The organism is Flavobacterium hibisci, assembly GCF_020026925.1.
GTDB classification, from domain to species: Bacteria; Bacteroidota; Bacteroidia; order Flavobacteriales; family Flavobacteriaceae; genus Flavobacterium; species Flavobacterium hibisci.
Genome location: NZ_JAIQDW010000004.1, coordinates 159671 through 185189 on the forward strand (window position 1 = coordinate 159671; position 25519 = coordinate 185189).

The window sequence follows — 25519 nt, forward strand, 5'->3', positions numbered from 1 at the left end:
ATTAATTTCCTTTAAATGCTTCTGTTGTTACTTGACCTTGCATATTAATACCTTCTCTGAAAAACACTTTTTTTACTGTTAAAAAAAATATTTTTAAATCTAACATTAAACTAGTATTATCAACATACCAAACATCATATTCAAATTTCTTTTCCCAAGAAATTGCATTACGCCCATTAACTTGTGCCCAACCTGTAATACCTGGTTTTACTTCATGCCTTCTTTTCTGAAAATCAGAATATAACTTGAGGTATTGAGGAAGCAATGGTCTGGGACCTATCAGACTCATATCTCCTTTAATGACATTCAATAATTGTGGAATTTCATCCAAAGATGTTTTACGAACAAAAGAGCCAACAGCCGTTAATCTTTCGCTATCTGAAAGTAAATTTCCGCCTGCATCTTTTTTATCATTCATTGTTTTGAATTTAATAATTTTAAAGATTTCTCCATTCTTACCAGGACGTAACTGAAAGAAAAAAGGTTTTCCTTGATTGGCAAAAAACAAACTAATAGTCACTATTATTAATATTGGACTTAATAATAGTAATCCAAATAAAGAACTAACAAAATCAATCATTCTTTTAATAAAGCTATTATACATATCTATTTTTTAATTCTTATCGGAAGTAAACTAATAATAAAAAACTGAAAAAATTTTTTAGAACTACGAATTAATTGAAAATTGTATCTTACTAAAACATACAACCTTGAAAAATAATTTTTTGAATATAAACGATATATTTTATTTTCAATAGATTCAGGTGCTGTATGATGACTAAACCGTTTTATCTGTTTAAAATACCAACCCATTTTTATTAATTTTAATCTTTCTCTAATTGCAAATAAAGTATTTGCATTTAATTGCCCGTGAACATTATTATCATGTATTCTATATAAAACGTAAGCGTTTGAGTCAATTGAAACTTTATAATGATTTATTCTAGCAAAAAAATAAACAAACCAATCATGAGAGAAAAATTGCCAGGAAGAGTAATCAAATTCATTTAGTGCTTTTTTTAAACCTATGCAAAAAGAACTTGTGAACACATAAGTACATCCTGCGCTCCCTCCTTCAAATAAAAAATCATATTTTTTTTGAGGAAACGATTTATTTATGATTAATTCCTTGTTTGAATTTTGATCCCAAAGAATTAAATTTGAACAATACAAACTTGATTTTTCCTTTATTAAGAGTTCTGAAGCTGCATTTAATTTATTTGGAAACCATATGTCATCTTGATCTGAAAAAGCTACAAAATCATAAGTTAATATTTCTTCTTCACTAATATTTTTGATAGCATTCAAAAAATTATTTGCCGCACTACCGGAACTAATATGATTATTTACTATTTCAACTTGATTATCATTTTTAAAGACTTTCAAAGATTCTAGCGTATTATCATTACTTAAATCATCAAATACTTTTACGCTAACGCTTATTTTCTCTTGAGAAAGTATTGAATCTATTTGATCCTTTATATATTTTTCTCCATTATACGATGCAAGTATAACAAGTATATTATTCATTACAATTAATTATATTTAATTTTAATATATCTTCTTAAAAGTTTTTCTATCATGTTGATTCTAAATTTCACTTTTGATATAAAATTAAACTTCTTTTCATAAGTTACGTTATTATTATGTCTTCTGTAAGAATGTAATTTTTGATCAATAAAATAAATTTCATCGAACAAAACACAACAAAGCCCAATCCACCAATCGTGCATAGCAATATTTCTAGGGAAAGGTAGTATTTTTTTTTTTAGTTCCCCCCTAAAAGCCATCGTACAACCTATGAAATTATTCCTAATTAAATTTTGAATTAACTTACTTTTAAAACCATTTTTATAAAAAATTTTATCTTGTAAGATTCCATTTTTATTTATAATATTTAAATCACTAACTAGTAAAGAGGCCTTAGGATTTTCATTAAATATTTTTAAATACATACTTACTTTAGCTGGATGCCATACATCATCTTGATCTGACAAAAAAATATAATTTCCTTTTGCAATCGATATTAAAAATTCAAAATTTCTTGTTGGATTTTTAAAAGAGTTATGATGAATTGCTATTCTATTATCTTTGTATTGCCCTATAATTTCAATTGTATTATCTTGTGAACCATCATCTGATACGATAACTTCGTCTTCATTACTTATTTGACAAAGTATTGAATCGATTTGCTCTTTTATATATTTTTCTCCATTATAGGTAGCAACGCAAACTGAAATCATAATCGTATTAATTATTTTGTAATTCTATAAATTTAGAAAAAACCACAATAGTTATTAGTAAAAAACTTAATCCCATTGGATTGTTAATGTAAGGATTGGTTAAGGATTGAAAATAAACAAAAAAAACACTTAAAATAAATGGAAGTGCTAATTTTTTAAATTCTTTATTTTTAATATTAATGTAAAGCACAAAAACATAAAACAATAGGCCAATCCAAAATAATATACCAATCAACCCTTGCTTATGAAATATTTCAAGAAAAGAATTCTCCATATGTATTGGTCGATCAGGAACACCGTTTCCAAAACCATGCCCGATTAAAAAACTAATGGGATTTATTTCATCCAAAACCTGTTCAACCTGAACATATCTAGTTTTATCTGAATCTGATCTATCGCCGACTGTTTGAAGATAAAATTCAGAAATCAGTGTAGATATTATTACTAACAAAACTCCTGATATTATTTTAATTATTTTTTTTTTATTTATAAAGAAAATATAAAAATAAGTAATTAAAAAAGTAAACAATATAAAACCACGTGTCAATGTAAGCATAACACATACAAATAAAATTATAAGAACTAATAGTTTACACTTATATTCAGACGTTAAAAAAAAGAAAAAGCCAATACACAGATACAAAAATCCTTTGTAAAAAAATAAAAAATCACCTCTAAATAATATTTCTCCTATTTCAGTTTGTTTATCATAAAATGACAGGAAATCAATAAAACCAAAATACAATAATGCAATGAAACCAATATATGATAATGCTAAAAAAATTGATCCAATTTTAATTAAATTACTAACTAAAACAATATCTTTTACGTCTTTTATCATTATAGAAAAAAATAAAATCATAAAAAAAAAAGATATTGGTTTGATATCTTCGAAAATATTTGATATTGAAGCATTATTTAATAGTCCTACAACCAAGCTCATCAAAGTTAATACAGAAAAAAAAATTGTTACTATTACTGTACTTCTTAATATTTTATTCCGAAACTGATACAAGAACACAGAAACTACCATAATAAGCAAAAACAACATCATCCTAACAGTTAAAAAACCAACTTCTAAGAATCTGCCACCTCCACCAATTATTATTTCAAAAAAACTTAAAATAAAAATAATTTTAAGAAATGTAAATTTTCTGTCTTCTATATCTTTCACTTAAATTATTTTAAACTTTAATTATAACCCATGATTCAGATTAAAGACAGTTTTAAGGGTCATAAAAAAATATTGTTTGTTTTTAAATCTCATTTGCTTTAAAGCCCTTGTAATTAGTCGCAAAATAAAAATAACATAAGCAAAAATCCCATCTTGTTTTACAAATAATTTCTCAGCAATTAACATTTTATAATATCTTGTAACTGAGACCTCATTTTCATAATCTCCAGCAACTGATAAATTTTGATAAATTTGACAATTTAAAACCAATACATTTTTATTTGATTTATAAATTTCTCTAAAATACCAATGATCTAACATATCCAAAGCGAATGATTTGTTAAAGCCTCCTATTTTTTTTACAAAACCAATATCAAGTATGGTTCCTGAATTTATTCCTGTCAAAGCATCGTATGCTAATCCAGAATCAATTTTTATCGGCTTACATAAGCCTCCCAAATACATTTTAGCAGGCGAAATTATTTTATTTTCTAAGGAAAGAACTTTAGGGATAATTGCAACGGTATCAATATGTAATTTTGAAAAATTAATAGTTGAAATTTCTGAAACAAATTCTCTTGTGAAAATAGTATCTTGATCTAATAACAAAATCCAATTTTTATTAATTTTAATAGCTTCTTCAATTGCTAAATTGTATGCGGTGCTAAGACCGGGATTCGAGCCATCATGGAAATATTTTACTCTGAACTTTTTATAATCAAAATATTCTGCATCATATTGTCTGTCTGGACTATTATCAAAAACAAAGATATTAATTGAAAAATTCAAAAATTCACTTAGAGTATTTAAAGTCTCCGAAGTTGATAAACTTTTTTTATAGAGCACAATAACCACAAAAAAATCATTAAACACCATTGAATTTCTTCTAAATATATTTAAAAACGTAATTATTTTGCATATCTCAAATATTTTTCTAAAAAAACATAAAACTTCCTATAAAGACTATTTTTGTTTTTTAAATAAATAAAATTTTCAAAAATTTCATTTATATCATTAGATAACTGTGAATTATAAATACTATAAAACGATTCTGCTTGAGAAATGTTATTGGATAAATACTCTCTTTTACTATCAAAAAAAACATTCGAAAAAAGCTTTAATCTCTGACTAAAACTTATTTTAGATTTCAATGTCACACTAGTTTGATGGATTCTGTACTTTATAAGTTTTTCATAAATGATTTTAAAATTGCCCTTACTGTAAGCTATTAAAGCAATCCAATGATCATGCATCATGATTTTATCAACAGGCATTTTCAAAATTTCTTCCTTCATATTCCTATTTATCATAATCGAACAACCTGTAACTATATTACCAATTAACAATTGTTTTAAATTAAATTTTCTTGGATTATATCCTTGAACATCCCAAAATGAAGGTTCCATTTCATTTCCAAAAACATCAATCATTTTTAAATCACTAAAAACCATACAAGGCTTATTGACAACATTAATAATGAGGAGTTCCTCGTAACATCTTTGTAATTTATTTAGTTCCCAAATATCATCTTGATCACATAGTGATATGAAATCATAATGGCATTTTAAAATGGCATTTTTAAATGTTTGTATTGGACCACAATTAGTATCATTTACATAAAGATAAATATTTGTATGTTTTTTTTGAAACTCATGAATAATCTGAATTGTATTGTCTGTAGAACAATCATCAACCATAATAATTTCGCGAGGAACAATAGTTTGATTTAAGATTGAATTTAATTGTTCTTCTAAAAACTTAGAACCGTTATAAGTAGCAATAGCAACTGAAATATCAAAATTCATAATTTACATAAAAAAAAGATTAAAGATTATGAGATGTTTTGAAGCCTATTTTTTACTTCTTCAATTATTTCCATAAGAGTTACTTCTTTAAATAAATACAAAGAAATTAAAAAACCTAAAAGTCCAACAGTACTTGAAATCATCAAATTAAGTAACGAACTAAAATCAAATAAACTCACAAAATATATTAGAATTGCCATTATAGTACTTGAAATAAAAAACCAAAACAAACTTTTATTTAATAATTTCAATTGAACTAATTCTTTGCGATACAAAAAAACAATAATTACAACTCCTAAAAATTCAGATGACACTGCAACAATAGCAGCACCAATATGACTAAATTTTGGAATTAAATACAAGTTAAAAAGTACACTAAAAATTGCACTAAAAATCACAGCAATTGTATATATTTTTTCCTTTCCTTGAGGGTAAAGAACTAAATAACCTAAAAAATATGCAATACTTACAATAATAATGATTGGTGAAAGTATTTGCATTGTCAATACAGAAGACAAAAACTCTTTACCGCCCATCACCAATGTAAAATCTTTTGCTAACATTAAAAACAATACAGCAAAAGGAAAAGAAATTATTAGAAAATAATTAAGTACTTTCTTAAGGTAACAATAATACTGATCTACATCATTATGAGCTAAAAAGGATAATCTAGGCAGTAAAACTACTCCTAAAGTGGTTATAGGAACCAAAAGAAATCTAATTAATTTATTTGCCATTGAATAGTATCCTACTGATTCACTACCTTTAAGCATTCCTAACATTAGATTGTCAAGTTGAACATATATGCTAATTGAAATACTAGCTATAAAAATTGTAAAAAGGGGCTGGAAATGTTGTTTGAAATTTAAGTCATAGATATTAATACCTTTAAATTGAATATGTTTCCTTAGATTTATTAAATTAAATAAGTTCCCTCCAACCGTAGATAAGACCATAATAACACCATAATAAAGATAATCATTCTTTGATGTAACAAATATAAATAATAGAATAAAAGCTATAATTCGAACAGCAAAATACCTAACAGTAATATACTTCTGGTCTTCTATACCTTGATAAAACCATTCAACACCCAAATTGGTAAAAAAAATCATTGAACTCATAATGATAATTAGAGTTTTTAATGACTGTAAAGACGAAATTTGGAGTACAAAAAATAAAATCACATAAGAAATAACAGTTGTAATTAATAAAATAATCACCAACTCTATTACTAATTTTGATCTAGCTTTTAGATCATTCCTCTTATTTGCGGTTTCTCTTATACCATACATCGGAATACCCAACCCAGAAAACAAAACAAAATAAGTAATTATCGAATTTACATATTCAACTTTACCTAAGCCATCAACACCAATTGTTCTATTTACATAAGGCATCGTAAAAAAGCCTATAAGTATCCCTAAAGAAACTCTCGAAACATTCAAAAAATAATTAAACTTAACACTTCTTTGCTGCTCCATTACTTAAATAACACAAAAAAACTAAACAAACCTATTGAATATTTTCTTGCAAGTAAAAAATATAACACTGAAAAAAGAAAATAGTAACCCTCCAGATATAATTCCTTTCACCTTTCCAAATCGCTCTTTCTCCAAAGGCAAAATTGGTCTGTCAATAATCTGAATCAATGGTGTTTCTTTTCGCAATGTAACTTTTGCCAATTCTGTTTGTTTGACGAGTTCAGTCAATATAGCCGTATTAGCTTGAACATCAACCTGTCTTCTGGCAGAAGGTGCACGACGAACATTGAGTGCCGGATTTAAATTAAACGTATTATCATTGGCAACTGCAACTCCTGTGATTGCACTATTCAATTCATTTCGAATAGAGTCTGTCTGACGTTGTAAAATCAACATATTCATTCTAGCTTTTTTACTTTTAGTTTCCACATAAAATTCTCCAACCTGTTTGGCTAAAGATTCACAGAAATATTTTGCAAAAAACTCATTTTCAGAAGAAACATCAATACTAATTATCGAATTTTTTTTATCTTTTTGAGCAACAGTTAAACCTCCTTTTGACAAGTTTTCAAAAATTTTACCTAAAATACTATCCTTAACACGCGTATACAATTGTCTGTTAGGGTTTGGCAGGAACTCTAATTTTGCAAATTTTGGATCATTACTCCATTTTTTTCGCCATCCATTATTTTCAATATACATTTCAGCTAACGAAATAGTTTTGCCATTCACTGTAACAGGAGAAAGCAATGTTTTTTCAACCATTATACGCGACTTAAATAATTCAGTGAGATTAGATCCTGTAAAAATACTTCCCCCATTACCTCCTAAATCAATACCAAATGAACTGGCTAATCCAAGTGCTCCACTTAATCCTCCTCCCCCTTTTTCATCTTCTACTGCAAAAGATAATGTTGCTGTATAAATTGGTTTTTTAATGATTGAATATGTTAATCCCAGAGCCGAACCTATTATTCCAGCAATTAATATAATTTTCCATTGTGCCAATAAATAATCCCACCATTCTTTACCTTTTAGAATTAATTCCTTCAACGTAATTTCATCACTCTTTACAGGTAAATTATTTTCCATATAAAATTTTACTTAAATGCTGTTACAATTAATAAGGCTAAACTAGTTAATACACTACCGATACTTACCCATTCTCCAGTACTCATTTTCTTTGTTTCTGGTTTTTCAGGAACCACAATTTGAGAATCAGGTGTAACCTTAGGATAAGATCTAAAAAACAAAAAGGAGCCTGTCACTGCAGCTTTCCCATTAGGATAAATAATATAAGCTTTTTTCTTCCAGCCTTTATTATCGACACCCCCAACTGCATTTATATAATATCTAAACCCTTTGCCATTTCGATAAGGGATTTCGGAATTAAGTAAAACGCTTCCCGTAACTTTAACGCCTTCATTCAATATCGAAATTTCTATTTCATCATCTGGAAATAAAGTCACATTAGAATAGTGATCTTTATCTTTCATAATTTTTTTCCAATCTACAGGAATGGTAACATATTTTAACTCCTCTTTTAATTTTTTTGCAAGATCTTCCTTTAAGGTATCATTTTTAGTCAGGTTCAGATCAACTCTTTCTATTTGATCAATTTGTTCTTGTTTAATAGGTCTTTTAATTTTCATCCCTTCTAAATTAGCAACAGAAGTTAGCCCACCAGCGCGCATCACTATATTGTAAACAGATTCTTTTTTGTTTGCTAATACGTATTTACCCGGATAAGAAACTGCTCCACTAATTGTTACCATTTGTGGTTTTTCATAAACTGCCATTCTTCGAATATTAATAACATCAAAAGGTTTTAATACAAAGTTTTTAACCTGTTCATTATTATCCGCAGTAATTTCTAATTCTACCAATTCTATGCGTTTTGGATTAGCATCGTCAATTTCGTCAGATTTAATCATTCTGGCTATTTCTACTCTTTTTGAAGCAGAACCTGTTAGGCCTCCAACCTGATCTACTAAACCATTTAATGTCAAATTATCATAAAATGGATACTCGCCTGGATTTTTAACTTCGCCATCAATGGTAACTTTATATTCTTCTCTAAAGTCTAAAATGGAGTATACAGTTACTTCGTCTTCTCTTTTTAATTCGATATTAGCATTTAGATCACCGGCTAAAGCATTTTCTAAATTTACATTTACTATTTCAGTTGTTAAATCCGATTTTAAACGAATAATTCTAGCCCTTTTAGTATATGCATCTTCTTTAAGCCCTTCTGCCCTAGCTATTAGATCAGAAATTCTCATTCCTGCATTATACGAATAATAATCCGGTCTAAAGACGGCTCCTTCTATTTTTATACGATTTTCGAACCTGTTTAGAATTTTAGTAATTCTGAATACGTCTCCTGATTTCGGTATGTATCTAGAAAATTCGCTTTGATTAATATCATGAACCTTAAATTCTTTTCCTGTTTTTTGCAAAACATTTACTGAGGCTGTGTAGGCATACTCATTGAAACCGGAAGTAAAACTCAATAAATCAGTAAATGTTTCTCCCTTTTTCATTTCGAATATACCTGGACGTTTAACTTCGCCTTCAACTACAACTCTTAGGCTATATGCAGGAATTCTTATTACATCATTATCTTTCAGACTTACATTATCTGATTGATCTCCTTTGACTAAAAACTTATAGATATCAATGTTTTTATAAACCTTATTATTTCGGATCAATTCGATATTTCTATAACTTCCATTTTTACCTGGACCACCAGCTAAATGCAATGCATTATAAACAGAAGCGAGAGAGGAAATAGAGTAATTACCAGGTTGCTTACCTCCAACGATGGTCACTTTAATAGTTCTTATATCACTTAAACTGACACTTACCTGCGATTGTCCGGATCGAACCGTACTATAAACCCTTGCAATTGCAGCTTTTATTTTTTGTGAGGCGGCTTCAATTGACATTCCTGTTACTGCAATTTGTCCAACATTCTGAATTGAAATTTTACCTTCAAAATTTACTGGTACAGTATCATCAAATTGCTGAACACCATAAACACTTACTTCCAATTTATCACCCGGCCCCAGAACATAATTGACTGGTGTTGCCATTTTTAAATCTGGCTCGAAATTTAAAGTCGGATTATCAAATAGTTCTGATCCGAAAATCAAAGCATTTAATGAATCTTTGATTTTTTCGTTTTTGATTTTTTCCTGATTTCTTCCAAACTCCGAATTTTTATCCTGATCCTTTAATTTATCATTATTTTTTATGTCCTTGCTATTTTTATCCTTATCTCCAGAGTTTTTTTTCTCATATGCTGTAATTCGAGTTCTTAACTTATCAAATTCAGTCTGACTCATCCCTTTTGACAAAGCCATAGGTTCTACCTCATTAATCGTAGCATTATTAGCCTTTAATTGAGAAATTACCTTAGCTATTTCGTCATCAGACAAATAATCTACTCTCACTGTGCTTAAATCTTTCGACTTCATTATATCCTGAGCATTTGAATTACAAGACAATAGTAAGACAAAAAACAGGGCAAGAACGTATGTTAGGTTTTTCATATTTAAATAATAATTAAACTTAAGTATTGTTTAAAAATTCTATTTTGTTTGTGAATATTGTTTTTTATAATACTCTTTATAGGAACCAGAAGTCACATTTTTTAACCATTCTTCGTTATCCAAATACCAATTAATAGTTCTTTCCAAACCTTCTTCGAAAGTCACAGAGGGTTTCCATCCAAGTTCTTTATTAATTTTAGAGGCATCAATTGCATAACGGAGATCATGACCCGGCCTATCTTTTACATAAGTAATCAACCCTTCAGATTTACCTTTTTCCCGTCCTAATTTTTCATCCATAATCTGGCATAATAATTTAACCAAATCAATGTTTTTCCACTCATTAAAACCTCCAATATTGTAAGTTTCGTGATTTTTTCCTTCATGAAAAACCAAGTCAATTGCTATGGCGTGATCTTCAACAAAGAGCCAGTCACGAGTATAATTTCCATCTCCATAAACGGGCAATGGTTTATTATGAATAATATTATTGATAAAAAGCGGAATTAGTTTTTCAGGGAAATGATAGGATCCGTAGTTGTTTGAGCAATTTGTTAATACATATGGTAATCCATAAGTTTCCCCATAAGCTCTTACAAAATGATCTGAACTTGCTTTTGATGCTGAATATGGAGAATTAGGATCATACGCAGTAGTTTCTGTAAAAAGCCCTTCATTCCCTAGAGAACCATAAACTTCATCTGTACTGATATGATAAAATCTCTTCCCATCAAAATTATCTTTCCATTGCTTTTTAGCAGCGTTAAGCAGATTCATTGTGCCGATAACATTTGTCTTCACAAATGCCAATGGGTCTTCGATTGATCTGTCAACATGAGATTCTGCCGCTAAGTGAAGTACGCCTTCAAAATTATGAATTGAAAAAAGTTCATTAATAAAAACTTCATCAACAATATCTCCTTTTATAAAATTATAATTAGGTTTGTTTTCTATATCTTTAATGTTTTCCAGATTCCCAGCATAAGTTAAAGCATCTAAATTGTAAATTTGATATTCTGGATATTTATTTACAAAACGTCTGACCACGTGTGAACCAATAAAACCAGCACCGCCCGTTATAAGAATTTTTTTCATTTTAATTTAATTTAATAATTCTGAATTTTGTTTTTCTAACTCGCTGTATATATCCTTTACATCCTGAGAATTTTCCTTTTGCAAAATTAAATTAGCCGTTTCTGTATAAACAAAAATCGTATTCTTTAATCCCAGAAAAGTTGTATGTTTTTCGCATCCAATAACCATATTACCATCTTTGTCAACTGGATGTCCTTTAGAAACCAGATAATCATAAACTGATTCGAAAGAACCTAAATCAGACCAGGAGAATGAGGCAGGAACCACTTTAATTCTTTTACTACGTTCCATAACAGCATAATCTATACTAATGGATGGAATTTCTAAAGATGATTCTAAGTCTAAAAATCCTTTTTTGTTTGACTCCCACACAATTTTCGATTTTTCATAAACTTCAGGCTGAAACTGTTTTAATTCATTCAGAAGTACACTTGCTTTAAAACAGAACATTCCGCTATTCCATAAAAAATTACCTTTTGCAATAAAATCTTTAGCAGTTGTTTCATTTGGTTTCTCTCTAAATGAAATCACCTTATCATCTTTTGATTCTATATAACCATAACCTGTTTCTGGCTTAGTTGGAATAATTCCAAAAGTCACAATAAAACCTTCCTTAGCTTTTAAAATTGCCTGATCTATAGCATTATTATAATCTTCCATTTTATCAATAATATGATCCGACGGAGTGACTATTAATATATCATCTGGATTCGAAGCAAAAGCTGCAAATGCAATTGCTGCAGCCGTATTTCTGGGAGTAGCTTCAACGATATTGATGTATGAAGTATTAGATTTCTCCATTACTTTACCGCTCAAATGATGATTATCAGCATTCCCAACTACCATTACCTTATTTGCTAAATAACTATTTCGTTCAACAGTCATTTCAAATAAAGATTTTCCTTCAAATATTTCCAAATATTGTTTAGGCTGGCTTTTACGGGAAAGCGGCCATAATCTGCTACCTACACCTCCGGTTAGAATAACATGTGTAATTAAATTGTTTTCGTCCATATTTTATCTAAATAAAAAAAGAGTTAAAAACTATAATCTATTATCTGCTATAGTTCCTAAAACTCCTTTTACATCATATATTAAACTATTTGATTTTTGAATCTCCAGAAAATTTATCTTTAAAAATTCTGAATGTGCAACTCCTAAAACTATAGCATCAAATTTGTCTTTTGGCAAAACACTGGTAGTCTTTAGTCCGTATTCTTTTTCAACCTCTTCAGCATTTGCTAAGGGATCATATATTGTAACGGAAATCCCATATTCTTTTAATGCTTTTATAACGTCAACAATTTTAGTATTTCGAACATCTGGGCAATTCTCTTTAAAAGTAATTCCTAACATCAAAAGCTCCGCATGATTTACTGAAATGCCTTTTTTAATCATTAATTTTACTACCTGAGATGCTATGTATTCGCCCATACTGTCATTTAAACGGCGTCCTGCTAAAATTATTTCAGGATGATATCCAAATTCTTGTGCACGCTGAGCTAAATAATAAGGGTCAACACCTATGCAATGCCCCCCAACTAAACCGGGTTTAAAAGGAAGAAAATTCCACTTAGTTGCTGCAGCTGCTAATACCTCTTGTGTGTCAATATTCATTAGATTAAATATTTTGGCAAGTTCATTAACAAAGGCAATATTAATATCTCGTTGAGAATTTTCAATAACTTTAGCTGCTTCTGCCACTTTAATTGTTGGAGCAAGGTAAGTTCCTGCCGTAATAACCGATTTATAAAGTCTATCGACTTTCAAGCCTGTTTCAGATGTAGATCCTGATGTGATTTTCAGAATTTTCTCTACGGTATGTTCTTTATCCCCTGGATTAATTCTTTCAGGAGAATATCCAGCAAAAAAATCTACATTAAATTTTAACCTGGATATTTTTTCCAAAACCGGCACACATTGCTCCTCTGTTACGCCAGGGTAAACAGTAGATTCATAAATTACTATATCTCCAGCTTTTAATACCTTGCCTACTGCCTCACTCGCTTTATACAATGGAGTTAAATCTGGGCGATTATTTTTATCAACTGGTGTTGGAACTGTTATTATAAAATAGTTACAATCAACAATATTAGCTATATCTGAAGTACAATATAGTCCTTTTTCATCATTTGGCTTGCTAATCAATACACTTTGCAAAACAGCATCTTCAACTTCTAATGTTGTGTCGACACCTTGCTTTAAACTTACAATTCTTGATTGATTAATATCAAAGCCAATTACTGGATATTGAGTAGCAAATAAACGAGCCAAAGGCAAACCTACATAACCTAATCCAATAACGGCTATTTTCACGTTATTATTCATATTTTTCCTTGATTTCGTTTATCACATTGCACAGCTTCGCAATTCAAAGTCACATTGTGACATGAATATGGAGAATTCAAATTTCAGCAAATATAGTACAATAAGTCAATTTTATCAACCCTCAAAAAATCTTATAGTCAAGCTAATAACAAAATAAATGCTAAAAGTCTATTAGCCAACAAATAAAAAAAAATCTTACGAAAAAAAAAGTAAAAAAACACTAAATTTAGTGGTCTTTTACTTTTAAAATTTTTTTGTTTTTATAAATAAGAAAATCTGTCAACAAATATGAATTTCTAAATTCGATAAATCTTTATGTATATTTAATTTTTAAAATACATCCTAAAGATTCCAGTACAACAATACAATGGGTATTTGTAACCTCTTGAACAATTGCATTTTGACTACTAAAAACACCTGTTTCTAATTTTACTTTATCTCCCTTTTTGTAAGGCACTAGAGAAACATTAGAAATATTATTATTTGAAAGGCTTTGCTTAATAGTTAGAATTTCTTCATTTCGAACGATCGCAGGTTTGCCCAACCAAAATAAATAACGAACAACTCCTGCTACCTGAAAAACAGAATTTCTATCTAAATCTGATAATTTGACGAAAACATATGAATTAAAAAGAGGAACCTCAATTTTTTTTTTTCTGTCTGACCATTGTTTTATTTGAGTAAACAATGGACAATAGCATTCAATACCTATTTCATTTAATTTTTCAGCTACTTTTTTCTCCCATTTAGGTTTCGTATAAACAACATACCAATTCATATTTTTAAGAGCCTATTGCATTGTAAACAAACCCTATTGACTTTAATTCTTTTGCATTTAAAATATTTCTTCCGTCAAAAATAAAAGCTGGTTTTTTCATCGAATCATATATTTTTTGCCAATCATATTTAGTAAACTCATCCCATTCAGTAAGAATTGCAATTGCATGTGCTTCCTTGCACGCTTCATAAGGATCTTCAAATGTTAGAATAGCATCTGCATTTTCTGAAGATTTCCTCGTATCTAAATAATCTAAATCAGCTAAAATTTTATTTTTTGGCACCTTTGGATCATAAACTGAGATTTTAGCCTGTTCATTAATCAAATCATCGGCAACATATATTGCAGCAGATTCACGAGTGTCATTTGTATCTTTTTTAAATGCCCAACCTAAAAAAGTTATCTTTTTATCCGCTACAGTGTTGTATAAAGTCTGAACAATTTTATTTGAAAATCTTCTTTTTTGATAATCATTCATAATAATTACCTGCTCCCAGTAATCCGCAACTTCGTTTAATCCATAAGATTTTGCGATATAAACCAAATTCAGAATGTCTTTTTGAAAACAAGAACCTCCAAATCCTACTGAAGCCTTTAAAAATTTAGCACCAATACGACTATCCATACCAATAGCACGAGCCACTTCATTTACATCTGCACCTGTCTTTTCACAAACTTCAGACATTGCATTGATTGATGAAATACGCTGAGCTAAAAAAGCATTTGCTGTAAGTTTAGACAATTCAGATGACCATACATTAGTTGTTAAAATTTTATCCCGGCTTACCCAATTAGCATAAACATCAACTAAAGCATTAATAGCAACATCTCCCTCTGGAGTTGAATCCCCTCCTATTAAAATTCTATCCGGACTTAACAAATCAGTAACAGCAGTACCTTCTGCTAAAAATTCCGGATTAGAAAGAATCTGAAATTGCACACCATTTCCAGTATTGTCCAAAATACTTTTTATGGCCTCAGCAGTACGAACAGGCAAAGTTGATTTTTCTACTACTATTTTATTATTTTTAGAAACTCTGGCTATTTGTCTTGCACATAATTCTATATATTTCAGATCAGCGGCCATTCCTTTACCTTTTCCATAAGTTTTGGTTGGCGTATTCACTGATATAAAAACAACCTCTGCTTCATCTATAGCCTTATCTACATCGGTAGAGAAGAAGAGATTTCTACCTCTCGCTTCAGCTACAACTTCAGAAAGACCCGGTTCATAAATTGGAATATTATCAGTATTTGGATCATTCCAGTCCTTGATCCTTTGTTCATTCAAATCTACTACAGTTACTTTAATATGTGGACATTTTTGTGCAATTACTGCCATAGTTGGACCCCCTACATAACCTGCTCCGATGCAACAAATTTTTGTTATTTTCATATCTTTTTATATTATTAAACGTCTTATTTTAAATTATTCCAATACCAACTAACTGCTTCTTTTAATCCCTCTTCAAGTGAATATTCAGGATTATATCCTAAAATCATTTTTGCTTTTTCTATACTTGCTAGCGAATGTGGAATATCTCCAACTCGGTTTTCACCATAAATAATTGGTACATCTGCTATTTTTGAATCAAATTCTCCTAAATATTTTTTCAAGTATCCAACTAAATCGTTCAAGGTATTTCTTTCTCCAAATGCTGTATTATAAACAGTATTAATTGCTTTAGTATTGTTAGACGAAATTGCCAAATCATTCATCTGAATTACATTATCAATATAAGTAAAATCTCTTGAATAATTCCCATCACCATTAATTACAGGACTTTCATAATTCATTAATTGCATTACAAATTTAGGAATCACTGCTGCGTACGCACCTTTTGGATCTTGTCTTCTTCCAAAAACATTAAAATAACGCAAACCAATTGTTTCTAACCCGTATGTTTTACTAAAAATTTCAGCATATAGTTCATTTACATATTTAGTGATTGCATAAGGAGACAATGGCTTCCCGATTACATCTTCTACTTTAGGCATTTCTTCAGAATCTCCATAAGTAGAGGAACTTGCTGCATAGACAAATCGTTTTACTTTAGCATCACGTGCAGCAACCAAAATATTCAGAAAACCCGAAACATTTACTTCATTAGTAGTAATTGGATCGTTTATGGACCTTGGTACAGAACCCAATGCTGCCTGATGCAATACATAATCTACTCCCTGAACTGCTAAATTACAATCAGACATATTTCTTATATCGCCTTCAATTAACTTAAAATTCGGATTTGTCATAAAATCATTTAGATTATGACGATGCCCTGTTGAAAAGTTATCTAAGCAGATTACATTTTGTCCTAAATTTAAAAAATGTTCACATAAGTTAGAACCAATAAAACCAGCTCCCCCCGTTATTAAAATAGTTTTTTGAATGTCTTCCATCTATTTTAAATTATTATTTTTTGAATATTTTAAAAATATTTTTAAGAAAACTTACTTTCTTTTCCTCCTCATGATATCCATTTGAATATGTCCCGTAACTACCATAGTATCCATAACCGTATGCCGATCCATATTTAGCTTTATTTTCAAAACCATTCAAAACAATACTAATATTACTTAATTCACCTCTTTTAACTCGGTTATTTAATAATGTGATCATTTCTTTTTTCGAATAATTTTGTCTAACAACATACAGTGTAACATCACTATACTGCATCAATTCTAATGCATCAGAAACAAGTCCAACAGGAGGCGTATCAAGTATTATGTAATCATATGTTTTTTTAAGTTCATCGATTAATTCGCGCATTACTTCACTAATAATTAACTCTGAAGGATTAGGAGGAATTGGTCCTGAAAGAATAACATCAAGATATGGAATCTGAGTTTTATTTACTATTTCATTGAGCGTTTTTTGCTTTATCAAATAATTCACAACCCCATATTGATTTACCAAATTGAATTCGTCTGCCAATCTGGGCTTTCTTAAATCCATTCCTATAATCACTGTTTTTTTCTCACTAAGTGCAAAAACAGTTGCAATATTAATTGAGCAGAATGTCTTTCCTTCCCCACTGATTGATGAAGTAAGCATTAATGTTTTTGCTCCGTCTAATTGCCTTTTTTTATACATAAACTGCAGAGACGAACGAATGCCTCTAAAAGCTTCTGATAATGCTGATTTAGGTTTCTGAAAAACTGCTAAACTGGTATTTTCTTTATTGATACCAACAACTCCAATTAATGGAATATGTGTTTGAGTACTAATATCATCGGTATTTTGAATTGTATTATTAATAAAAAAAAGCAAAAAAACAATAATTAAAGGTATAAGGATACCTAAAAATAAAGCTAACACGTAATTCACAGAAGTTTTGGGACCAATCAAACCTCCACCAATATCTTTTGCACTATCTATAAAATGTATATCAGATAAATTAGATGCTTTTACAATCTCTGCTTCATTTCTTTTTTGGAGAAAAGTAGCGTAAATATTATCACTTAAATCATATTTTCTTTTGATTTTCAATAATTCTTGTTGTTCTTCCGGGAGTTTTTTAATAGTACTCTCCGCTTCGCTAATTTTATTATTGACCAACGATAAATCATATTGTAATGATGACTTTGCTGTTGCTATGTTTTCAAGTAAAACATTTTTCACGGCAATCATTTGATTATCGAAATCTTTAAAAATTTTATCACTCTTTACAGCATAAGACATTTCAGACCTCTGTGCAGACAATGCAATAAGTTTCGAAACGTTTGTAACAATATTAGGATCTTCAATTCCTGCAACAGAAGGTGCAGGCAATTTTGAATAATCATTACTGTTTTTCAAATATGCTTTTAAAGAATTGTAGTAGGCAATTTTACGGGTTACTGCATCTCTTTCAACATCAAAATTAAGAATCTTCTCTGAAACCTTTTCTCCTCCTTCTTCTATCTCATATATATTTTTATCTTTTCTGAAAGATTTAAGCTCATTTCCAGTTTCTTTTAATTGAGACTCCATGGCAACGAGAGTGCTATCAATAAAACTTATGGTATTTGTAGCAAATAGATTCTTGCTATCTAACTGATTTTTTATCAGCATTTTAACAGTCGAATTTAAATACTCCACCATTCTTGCTTTATTTGTTCCCTGTAACGATAGCGTCAAAATTGAACCAGCCTTTTCATCTGCTTCAACACCGATTCCTCTATAGTTTGAAACTGTAGCGTCAAAATTATTAAACTTTATAAAATATTCTTTTCCTGTATAAAAACCAGGATTATCATTGATTTCCAGTTTCCAGTTTAAAAATGGCAACACAACCTTTTCTCCAACTTTATATTTTTTAATAAATTCAATAGGCTGAACAGTAGTATTGCTGTAACTGTTATCAGCATACGTAAATAATGAAACCGAATTATTCTCAAACGGAATTCTGATTTGATATTCATTTGGACTTAAAAATTTGATGCTAATTAAGGTTCCGGCTAACTGTGGTTTTGTTTTATCAATATTAACATAAAAAGGAACAGAACCATATACATCAACCATGTTATAATCCCCTTTTTGAAGATAATCTATATAATACTGCAGTTTATCTACTACCAATTCGTTGTGCGATCTTGATTGTAGAATAGTAGAAATACCGCTTACCTGATCTGAAATACCTCCCCAGTTAAAAACCAAACTTGTATTGGAAGTAAAAAAAGGATTACTTTCTTCTTTAATCGAAATTAAAGTTTTCATGCTGTAAATCTTTTCTTTTCGAATATTAACCTGATACGCTATGGTAAACGCAATAATTAAGCTTACTAAAAACAATTTCCAATAGCCAAAAATTTTGAGGAGAAAGCCTTTAAAATCGAAACCTGTATGATTTTCAAAAATGGAAAAATCTTTTATATCTAACATCTTTTGAGTCCCGTTTAATTTTTGATAATCAAATATACCGTTGTTGCCAATGACAATAAAGTTATTATAGTACCTATTGACTGAATACCGGTTTGTCCTGTTCCCCAAGTTTTTTGCCTTAATGGCTTTACATAAACATAATCATTAGGCTGCAAATAATAATAAGGGGATTTCATCACATTTGCATCTGTCAGATCAATATCATTCATCTGTACACCTGTAGGCGTCTGTCGTATAATAGTAACAGCTTTTCTATTACCAACAGTAGTAATATCACCAGCATTTGCAATGGCTTCCATAATATTTACATTATCTTTAAATATTATTTTAGTTCCTGTGCTCCCTACTTCGCCGTTTATAGTATATCTGAAACCTGATAATTTTACAGTAACAAATATATTTGCTTCTGCTTTGAAATATTCCTCAAGCAGTTTTTTTTCAATTTTGATGCGTACTTCTTCAAGCGTATATCCAATTACGTTTATTTCTCCTAAAATCGGCATTCTTATATTACCATGATCATCAACTGTAAAACCGTTAAAATATAATTGTGACTCGGATTTACCTCCGCTACTATTTTCATTTTCAGAAGCTTTAAAAATAGCAACTAATTTAGGATCAATTGCTTTAATATCCACATTTAAAACATCGTTGACCTGTAATCTGTACGGCTTTGATTCAACTGCAGAAACTGTATTCTCATTTCCGGCATTCCCTTTATCCTGCAAATACACTAAATCTTTTATAGGAATACATGATGTAAAAAACGAACTAATTAATAATAAATAAAAACAGTTTTTTGTCATTTTTAAAATTTTATAAGCAAATATAACTATTCCTGTAGTCTTCAGGAAATCTTACTTAATTTGTATTTATTTAATTGTTTTTAAATGTTTTTTCGAAAGGTATCCGTTGTAAAATACTTCTCCCAAGTGTGACTTCATCCGCATATTCTAATTCATCTCCTACTGAAATCCCCCTTGCTATTGTAGAAATTATAATATCAGAATCAGCGATTTGTTTATAGATATAAAAATTTGTGGTATCTCCTTCCATCGTTGAACTTAACGCAAAAATAATTTCGACAACTTTACCCAATTTTACCTTTTCAACAAGGGTTGTTATATTTAACTGGCTTGGTCCAACTCCTTCAATTGGAGAAATCTTACCTCCTAAAACATGATAAATCCCTTTATATTGCCCTGTATTTTCAATAGCCATTACATCCCTTATATCTTCAACAACGCAAATAGTCTGATGATTTCTTGCTGAATTGGCACAAATTTCACAAACTTTTGTATCCGAAATATTATGACAATTTTCGCAAAATTTAATATCCTCACGCATATTTAATAGTGCCTGAGACAAAAAAGCTGTCTGCTCTTTTGGCTGTTTTAATAGATGAAGTACCAAACGCAAGGCCGTACGCTTACCTATTCCTGGTAACTGTGACATTTCGCTGACTGCTTTTTCTATTAATTTTGATGAAAATTCCATGAAAACAAAGGTAATGCTTTAAACGATTAAGTGTTTTTTAAAACTTTAATACTCGTAAAAGCCAAAAGTTGTGGTTGACAATATTTCTAGCCCTGATGGAAACGGCATCCTTTTGTGCCGGGGTTCGGCGCAAAAGATATAGTGTACAGCAGGAAACCGCTTCTAAAAAAACTAATATTGATTTGTTGCTAATAATACTAATGTACAGGCAACTTCGACTTTGATATTGTTAAGCTCAAGTAACTGGTATAACTCAGGATTTTCAGTACCAGGATTAAAAATTACACGTTTAGGCTGTGCCTCCACAATATAATTATAGTAATCACGCTGACGAACCGGATTTAAATACAAAGTGACTGTATCTATATTTGTAACAGGAATGGCTTTCGTATGGATCTTTACTCCCGCAACTTCTCCGGCATTTTGACCTATTGCCAAAACAGTATGTCCTTTTTGAGTAAGCATATTTATTGCTCTAAAAGCATAACGTTCCGGTTTTGTTGTAGCACCGAGAACCAAAGTTTTTTTATTTTTCATTATTTCTGAATATAGTACAAAAGTAATCAAAAAGGCCGAATTTCACGCTTGTTATTCATTTAGAGACGCAAAGAAGAATAAAACAATATCCTAACATCATTTTAGAGTAAAATCTTAAAATTTAATTACTTTTACTCTCCCAACTAAACACATTATGGATTTATTCATTTATTTATTCGCTGCCCTTTTCTCTGTTTTAAATCCAATTGGTACTGTGCCTATCTTTGTAGGGCTTACTCATGATGATACCGACAGTGAACGATCCAGAATTTCGTTATGGACCGCTATTAATGTTTTCATCATTTTAATTGTATCATTCTTTATTGGACAATATGTACTGACTTTTTTCGGAATCAGTATTGACGCCCTTCGTATTGCCGGCGGGCTAGTGATTTTAAATTCAGGATTTTCATTATTATCCGGAAAAATCAGCAAGAAAAGAGGGATTAATAAAAAGATTGAAAACGACGCTCAAAAGAGAAATGATATTGCGTTGACTCCATTAGCAATTCCGATGTTGGCAGGACCAGGATCTATTTCGTTGTTAATTGCTTTTTATCAGGAACACCACGAAATCGATGAAATAATTATTTCAAGTTTAGCAATTTTGGCAATTTCAATTGCAATTTTTATTATCCTGAAGAGTGCTCACTATTTGGCGCGTATTTTAGGAGCTTCAGGTATTGTTGCTATTTCCAGAATAATTGGTTTTATTGTAATTGCTATAGGAATTCAATACATCGTTAGTTCTATAATTAATATCATAAAAGGAAATCTCATGTAGATGTTCATGATACATCTAAATAAAAAATTCCAAATCCCCTACTTTATGACAAGCTTGGAATTTGGAATTTCTTTATTGAAAAGTTAAAATTAACTTCTTGGCAAAAAAACTTCAGCCATCATACACCTTGCACTACCTCCTCCACAAGCTTCAATAGTATCTAAACCTGAACTTAAAATTTCGGCATGACTTTGTAATTGTGCAATTTGTTTTTCCGACAGACTCTGGTATGCAGATGTACTCATAACGATATATTTTTTGTCATTCGTTCCTCGTACTTCCAGCATATTACCGGCAAAGTTATTCACTTGCGCTTCGGTAATCAAAATGATGTCTTTTTTATCAGCCTTTAAATTCTCCAAAACCATTTTGCGCTCTTTTTTGTCGTCAATACTATCAGCACAAATCACTGCAAAAGTTTCACCTATGCACATCATTACATTTGTATGATAGATAAGTTTTCGTTCTCCGTTTACTGTTTGAAAAGCTTCAAAAATCACCGGGGCATAATCGAAATCTTCACAGAATTCAATAAACAATTCTTCATCTGCACGTGGTGATAAGGCACAATATGCTTTTCCATTAGCTCTGTCCAATATTAAACTTCCAGTTCCTTCCAGAAAAATACCATCTTCTTCAGCAGATGTGTAGTCCATGATATCTGTAATCTCGAAACCTTTTTCTTCTAAAACGTCCAAAATATCTTCCCGGCGTTCCTGACGACGATTTTCAGCAAACATAGGATACAGTGCTACTTCTCCATTTTCATGAAAAGAAACCCAATTGTTTGGAAAGATACTATCAGGTGTATCTGTCTCTAATGTATCTTCGATAACAGTCACATCTACGCCTACAGATCTGAGCTTTTCAACAAAAGCATCGAACTCCTGTTGTGCTTTTGCATTTACTGTACTTGGCAGAAGTCCGTCTAATACTTTTTGATAATAATTATTTACAGCCGTTTGCTCATTCATTCTGAAAGCAACAGGCCGAATCATTACGATTGCATTTGTCGTTTGTTTCATATTTTATTTGTTTCAAGTCTCGAGTTTCAGGCTTCACGTTAAAAACTTGAAACCTGAAACATGAAACAATTTCTTTAATCTCTAATTAATGGTAAAGTTGAACATCTCAACAATCCTTCCTGCTTTGCTATTTCAGCATACGGAATTTCTTCTACAGTAAAACCTTTTGCACGAAGCCAATTGTTTAATCTGGTAAAATTTTTCTCAGAAACCACAACATCTTTATCAATCGAAAATACATTTGAAAACATGTTATACATTTCTTCTCTTTCGATATGAAATAAGTTTTCTTTACCAAAAAGCTTTACCAAATACATATAGTCAGCTTCTTCACGAAAACCTCTCCTATAAATTATCCCTTTATCTTTTCCAACAGGCTGAAAACAACAGTCTAAGTGTAAAGCATTATCCCGGGCTTCAATTTTAGATTTCACCAAATCGAATTCTTTCACAATTTTGTTTGGAAATAATTGTTTGATAAAATTAACGCCTTGCATATTAGTCCTGGCGGTTATATAATCTTTATAATCACTTCCTTTATAAGTGCCTATAAAGATATAATCATTCCAAAGCATGACATCGCCTCCTTCTATATGAACATCTTCTGGCGGACGTACCACTTTTAACGGATTAATCTGGTCAATTACATACTGAATTGCGTCAAGTTCACGCTCTCTATCAGGCAAAATATTTGATTTAATAAAGATATCATCAATTACAAAACCTATATCGCGGGCAAAAATTTGATTATAACTCTCAATAATTTGCGGACGATAAACTTTTACTCCATATTTTTGAAAAACGGCATTAAAAGCCTCCATTTCAACAACCATATCCTTTTCTAGAGGATAAGTACCTGCTTTAATATGTTCCAATGATTTGGGATCATAAACTTCCTCGACTGAAGGAGTTGGTCCATTATGAACGGCAGAACCCAAAACCACAGCACGCAATCTTGAAGTTTCGTTCTTAATATTTAATTGCAACATAATTATTATATTTTGTTGCAAATATAAAAAAAGCTCCACAGTTAAGTGAAGCTTTCAATATGATTATTTATTAGATTTAAATTCTCTCAATGGATGACCTGTATAAATTTGTCTTGGTCTTCCAATTGGCTCTTTGTTTTCACGCATCTCTTTCCATTGCGCTATCCATCCTGGTAACCTTCCAATTGCAAACATAACTGTAAACATATCAGTTGGAATCCCTAATGCCCTGTAAATAATTCCAGAGTAGAAATCAACATTTGGATATAAATTTCTTGATTTGAAGTATTCATCTTCAAGAGCAGCTGTTCCTAATTTTCTTGCAATATCTAAAATAGGATCTTCAACACCTAAAGTTTCTAAAACTTCTTTAGCCGCTTTTTTGATGATTTTAGCTCTTGGATCGAAATTTTTGTAAACCCTGTGCCCAAATCCCATTAAACGGAATGGATCGTTTTTATCTTTTGCTTTCGCCAAAAACTTATCTGTATCACCACCGTCTTTATTAATATCTTCCAACATTTCAAGAACTGCCTGATTCGCACCTCCGTGAAGAGGACCCCAAAGAGCAGAAACTCCTGCAGAAACTGAAGCGAATAATCCTGCATGCGAAGAACCAACCATTCTTACTGTTGAAGTTGAGCAGTTTTGCTCATGATCTGCATGAAGGATAAATAATTTATCTAAAGCATTAACAATTACCGGATTTGCTTCATAAGGACCTGTAGGCAATTTAAACATTAATTGCATAAAACTTTCTACATATCCTTTTGTATTGTCGTAGTAATTTAATGGATACCCCATTGATTTTCTATAAGTCCAAGTAGCAATTACAAGAAATTTAGCCATAGTTTTACAAATAGCTTCATACATTTCTTTTTCATTATCAACATTAACAGCTTTAGGATTGAATGCTGTTAGCGCGCTCGTTAATGCAGATAAAACTCCCATTGGGTGAGCTGTTTTTGGAAAACCATCAATGATGTTTTTCATTTCTTCGTTCACCAAAGAATGTTTTTTAATGTCATTTTCGAATTGCTCTAATTCTTTAGCTGTTGGCAGCTCTCCGAAAATCAAAAGATAAGAAACCTCTAAGAAGCTTGCTTTTTCAGCAAGATCTTCGATTGAATATCCTCTGTAACGTAAAATTCCTAATTCTCCATCCAGAAAAGTAATTTCACTTTTGCATGAACCAGAATTTTTATAACCAGGATCAATAGTAATAATACCAGTTAAATCACGTAATTTGTTAATATCGATAGCGGATTCATTTTCGCTTCCTGTTATTACCGGAAGTTCAATTTTCTTACCATCTACTTCTAATGTAGCTATTTTTGACATAATATATCGGAAATAATTCTT

23 protein-coding genes are annotated in these 25519 nt (G+C 30.4%); 1 reads left to right on the forward strand and 22 read right to left on the reverse strand.

The genetic code is table 11. The annotated features are described in order from the left end of the window. Position 1 precedes the first annotated feature (1 nt). The 19 genes from K8B81_RS06285 to K8B81_RS06375 form a co-directional block, all read right to left on the reverse strand. Complete coding sequence (locus K8B81_RS06285; protein ID WP_223680055.1) at positions 2–604, reverse strand: sugar transferase; 603 nt, start codon at positions 602–604, stop codon at positions 2–4. Between the two features lie 2 nt (positions 605–606). Further along, the gene (locus tag K8B81_RS06290; protein WP_223680057.1) at positions 607–1530 is read right to left on the reverse strand and encodes a glycosyltransferase; all 924 of its coding nucleotides are present in this window, start codon (positions 1528–1530) and stop codon (positions 607–609) included. 5 nt (positions 1531–1535) lie between these two features. Then, the gene (locus tag K8B81_RS06295) at positions 1536–2243 is read right to left on the reverse strand and encodes a glycosyltransferase family 2 protein (protein WP_223680059.1); all 708 of its coding nucleotides are present in this window, start codon (positions 2241–2243) and stop codon (positions 1536–1538) included. Between the two features lie 7 nt (positions 2244–2250). Beyond that, a complete protein-coding gene (locus K8B81_RS06300) occupies positions 2251–3417 on the reverse strand; it encodes an O-antigen polymerase (RefSeq protein WP_223680061.1) in 1167 nt (388 codons plus the stop codon). A 21-nt stretch (positions 3418–3438) separates the two neighbouring features. Further along, complete coding sequence (locus K8B81_RS06305) at positions 3439–4293, reverse strand: glycosyltransferase (protein ID WP_223680063.1); 855 nt, start codon at positions 4291–4293, stop codon at positions 3439–3441. 32 nt (positions 4294–4325) lie between these two features. Further along, positions 4326–5222: a glycosyltransferase family 2 protein gene (locus K8B81_RS06310; protein WP_223680065.1), complete on the reverse strand. Its 897-nt coding sequence runs from the start codon at positions 5220–5222 to the stop codon at positions 4326–4328. Positions 5223–5248: 26 nt separating this feature from the next. Continuing rightward, positions 5249–6706: a flippase gene (locus tag K8B81_RS06315; RefSeq protein WP_223680067.1), complete on the reverse strand. Its 1458-nt coding sequence runs from the start codon at positions 6704–6706 to the stop codon at positions 5249–5251. A 21-nt stretch (positions 6707–6727) separates the two neighbouring features. Continuing rightward, positions 6728–7798 (reverse strand): Wzz/FepE/Etk N-terminal domain-containing protein, encoded by a 1071-nt coding sequence (locus K8B81_RS06320; protein WP_223680069.1) that lies wholly within the window; start codon positions 7796–7798, stop codon positions 6728–6730. Positions 7799–7806: 8 nt separating this feature from the next. Then, positions 7807–10260: an SLBB domain-containing protein gene (locus tag K8B81_RS06325; protein WP_223680071.1), complete on the reverse strand. Its 2454-nt coding sequence runs from the start codon at positions 10258–10260 to the stop codon at positions 7807–7809. Positions 10261–10299: 39 nt separating this feature from the next. After that, positions 10300–11355, reverse strand: a complete 1056-nt coding sequence (rfbB, locus tag K8B81_RS06330) for a dTDP-glucose 4,6-dehydratase (RefSeq protein ID WP_223680073.1) — start codon at positions 11353–11355, stop codon at positions 10300–10302. A 6-nt stretch (positions 11356–11361) separates the two neighbouring features. Next, entirely contained in the window at positions 11362–12369 is a 1008-nt protein-coding gene (locus K8B81_RS06335) for a mannose-1-phosphate guanylyltransferase (RefSeq protein WP_223680075.1), read from the reverse strand. A gap of 30 nt (positions 12370–12399) precedes the next feature. Then, a complete protein-coding gene (locus K8B81_RS06340) occupies positions 12400–13683 on the reverse strand; it encodes a nucleotide sugar dehydrogenase (protein ID WP_223680078.1) in 1284 nt (427 codons plus the stop codon). Between the two features lie 313 nt (positions 13684–13996). Further along, positions 13997–14461 (reverse strand): UpxY family transcription antiterminator, encoded by a 465-nt coding sequence (locus K8B81_RS06345; RefSeq protein WP_025572083.1) that lies wholly within the window; start codon positions 14459–14461, stop codon positions 13997–13999. 4 nt (positions 14462–14465) lie between these two features. Next, on the reverse strand, positions 14466–15857 hold the full coding sequence (locus tag K8B81_RS06350; RefSeq protein ID WP_223680081.1) for a UDP-glucose 6-dehydrogenase: 1392 nt from the start codon (positions 15855–15857) through the stop codon (positions 14466–14468). 23 nt (positions 15858–15880) lie between these two features. Continuing rightward, entirely contained in the window at positions 15881–16861 is a 981-nt protein-coding gene (locus K8B81_RS06355) for an SDR family oxidoreductase (RefSeq protein WP_223680083.1), read from the reverse strand. Between the two features lie 13 nt (positions 16862–16874). Then, positions 16875–19325: an exopolysaccharide transport family protein gene (locus K8B81_RS06360; RefSeq protein ID WP_223680085.1), complete on the reverse strand. Its 2451-nt coding sequence runs from the start codon at positions 19323–19325 to the stop codon at positions 16875–16877. A gap of 14 nt (positions 19326–19339) precedes the next feature. Beyond that, complete coding sequence (locus tag K8B81_RS06365) at positions 19340–20131, reverse strand: polysaccharide biosynthesis/export family protein (RefSeq protein ID WP_223680087.1); 792 nt, start codon at positions 20129–20131, stop codon at positions 19340–19342. 70 nt (positions 20132–20201) lie between these two features. Then, entirely contained in the window at positions 20202–20822 is a 621-nt protein-coding gene (gene recR, locus K8B81_RS06370) for a recombination mediator RecR (RefSeq protein WP_223680089.1), read from the reverse strand. 171 nt (positions 20823–20993) lie between these two features. Beyond that, positions 20994–21359, reverse strand: coding sequence for a CoA-binding protein (locus tag K8B81_RS06375; RefSeq protein ID WP_223680091.1), 366 nt, complete (start codon positions 21357–21359; stop codon positions 20994–20996). A 154-nt stretch (positions 21360–21513) separates the two neighbouring features. Between K8B81_RS06375 and K8B81_RS06380 the strand changes: the two genes are divergently transcribed. Further along, positions 21514–22143: a MarC family NAAT transporter gene (locus tag K8B81_RS06380; protein WP_223680092.1), complete on the forward strand. Its 630-nt coding sequence runs from the start codon at positions 21514–21516 to the stop codon at positions 22141–22143. Positions 22144–22232: 89 nt separating this feature from the next. On the opposite strand, the gene ctlX is transcribed toward K8B81_RS06380, so the two are convergent. The 3 genes from ctlX to K8B81_RS06395 all read right to left on the reverse strand — a co-directional run bounded on the left by ctlX (position 22233) and on the right by K8B81_RS06395 (position 25498). Then, positions 22233–23168, reverse strand: a complete 936-nt coding sequence (gene ctlX, locus K8B81_RS06385; RefSeq protein ID WP_223680094.1) for a citrulline utilization hydrolase CtlX — start codon at positions 23166–23168, stop codon at positions 22233–22235. 74 nt (positions 23169–23242) lie between these two features. Further along, positions 23243–24157: a dimethylarginine dimethylaminohydrolase family protein gene (locus K8B81_RS06390; RefSeq protein ID WP_223680096.1), complete on the reverse strand. Its 915-nt coding sequence runs from the start codon at positions 24155–24157 to the stop codon at positions 23243–23245. Between the two features lie 63 nt (positions 24158–24220). Next, positions 24221–25498 (reverse strand): citrate synthase, encoded by a 1278-nt coding sequence (locus K8B81_RS06395; protein ID WP_223680098.1) that lies wholly within the window; start codon positions 25496–25498, stop codon positions 24221–24223. Between the last annotated feature and the right edge of the window lie 21 nt (positions 25499–25519).